At 46.5% G+C, this 619-nt stretch carries 1 protein-coding gene; it reads right to left on the bottom strand.

Annotated elements, in window-relative coordinates; all coding sequences use genetic code 11:
* The coding region (locus G3O08_RS20820; RefSeq protein WP_163287367.1) for a hypothetical protein at positions 1-619 on the bottom strand (619 nt) is incomplete at both ends.

The raw sequence follows: 619 nt of genomic DNA, 5'->3' as shown, positions 1-619 counted from the left end.
GGAAAAATCCAGGTTTCACTAAGAATATTATAGTTATAGGGGTTGTACTGAATATTTGCCTGCCCGGTAGCACAATCGATAAAACTACTATTTGATGCCACCAGTGTCGGACCCTGACAACCGGATCCACAGTTCTGAAAAACATCAACCTCATTCGAGAATCCCTGGCAGCCGTTGCTGTTTTCTACTACCACCTGGTAGGTGCCATACATATTAATATTCCACGTATCACAACTTGCGCAATTTGGCGCGGGTGGGCTCATGGTGGGTCCCGACCAAGTGTAATTAGTAGTACTACCAAAACCGGTAGAAACCGTAGCTGATAGCGTAGCAGAAAAAGGCCCACAATCTAATAAGGTACCCGCTGGCGAGAGAAGTGCTACCGGGGCTGGAATTACCTCTACCGGGCTGGCTTGAATTACCGCCGTTGCAAAGCATCCATTCGGATTAACAATAGTAAGTACCGGGTTGTATTGGGCTATATTATCATTGTTGGGGTATGAATACGTGGTATTTGGATCGTTTGAGTCGAGACCATCACCAAATTCCCAGGTCAAACTCTCGTAGCCTGTGGGGGTGGGCGAAACATTAAAACCCATAGATTCGCCTGCGCAAATAA

Origin of the sequence: Cryomorpha ignava, from assembly GCF_010686655.1 — a bacterium.
In the GTDB taxonomy this organism is placed as follows: Bacteria; Bacteroidota; Bacteroidia; order Flavobacteriales_D; family Cryomorphaceae; genus Cryomorpha; species Cryomorpha ignava.
The sequence above is the reverse complement of the archived record's forward strand: the minus strand, read 5'-3'. Positions and strand labels throughout refer to the sequence as shown.